The organism is Streptomyces sp. NPDC051172, assembly GCF_040682555.1.
Taxonomy (GTDB): Bacteria; Actinomycetota; Actinomycetes; order Streptomycetales; family Streptomycetaceae; genus Streptomyces.
This window is the reverse complement of sequence record NZ_JBFBBE010000441.1, coordinates 1-1,111: the sequence shown is the minus strand read 5'-3', so window position 1 is coordinate 1,111 and position 1,111 is coordinate 1. Positions and strand designations below refer to the sequence as shown.

General features: G+C 70.4%; 1 protein-coding gene and 1 pseudogene. One reads left to right on the top strand and one right to left on the bottom strand.

Features of this window, described 5'->3' with window-relative positions:
* A partial coding sequence (gene trpD / locus AB0N07_RS51790) for an anthranilate phosphoribosyltransferase (RefSeq protein ID WP_365848050.1) occupies positions 1 to 764 on the bottom strand: 764 nt, incomplete at its 3' end.
* A 250-nt stretch (positions 765 to 1,014) separates the two neighbouring features.
* Here trpD and AB0N07_RS51785 point away from each other — a divergent pair.
* Positions 1,015 to 1,111 (top strand): annotated as a pseudogene (locus tag AB0N07_RS51785) (heme-copper oxidase subunit III); the annotation flags it as partial.

Genomic DNA, 1,111 nt, shown 5'->3' with positions numbered 1-1,111 from the left:
GTGCGCACACCGTCCCGGACCTCCATGACGGTCGACGGCCCCGACGTCGTGATCTTGTCCCGGCCGTCCGCCCCGCGGAAGACGAAGCCGCGCACCCCCCGGTCCGCGAGCACCTGGGCGAGCAGCGGGACCATGGCCTCGCTCGAGCAGCCCAGGGCCTGGGCGGTGACCTGGGCCGGATTGCTCAGCGGGCCGAGGAAGTTGAACACGGAGGGCACTCCAAGCTGCTTGCGCACCGGGGCCACGTACTTCATGGACGGGTGGTAGTTCTGGGCGAAGAGGAACGTGATGCCCACGGCCTCGGCGCACTCCTCGGCCTTCCGGGCCGGCATGGACAGGTCGACGCCGAGGGCCTCGATGACGTCGGCCGCGCCGGCGGTGGACGAGGCGCCGCGGTTCCCGTGCTTGACGATCCGCGCGCCCGCACCGGCGGCCACGAGCGAGGACATCGTGGAGAGGTTCACGGTGCCCAGGCGGTCGCCGCCCGTGCCCACGACGTCGAGGGTCTCCCCCGGCACGTGCACCGGGTTCGCCGCCTGCACCATCGCCTCGGTTAGGCCCCGCAGCTCCGGCACCGTCACCCCCTTGGCGGCCAGGGCGAGGAGGAATCCGCCCACCTGCCCCTCGGTGGCATCGCCGGCCATCATCTCCCCCATGGCCCACGCGGCGACGTCGTCGCTGAGGTCCTCCCCGAGGGTGAGGGCGCGGAAGACCTCCGGCCAGGAGGTCCCAAGGACTGCTGCGGTGTTCTCGGGGGTGCTCACGCACTGAGCGTAGCGGCCCGGCCGTACCCGGGAACGCGCCATGTCGGGTACCGCTCGCTTCGAACCTGGACATCACCTGGACGCCAGCCCCCGACTGTCACTGAAACCCCCCGACGGTGCTGACGACCCGTCCTGCGACACGGTAGGTTCGATTTACCGCCCGGGCGGTGTTTGGGGCCATAATGGCTGGGTGACCACAGCTAACCCCACTCTCCATCAGCCCACCACGGGGCTCCCGAGCCGGCCGAACATGGTGCAGGTCGGGACCATGGTGTGGCTTGCCAGCGAGCTCATGTTCTTCGGTGGGCTCTTCGCCATGTACTTCACCCTGCGCTCCACCTCTCCGG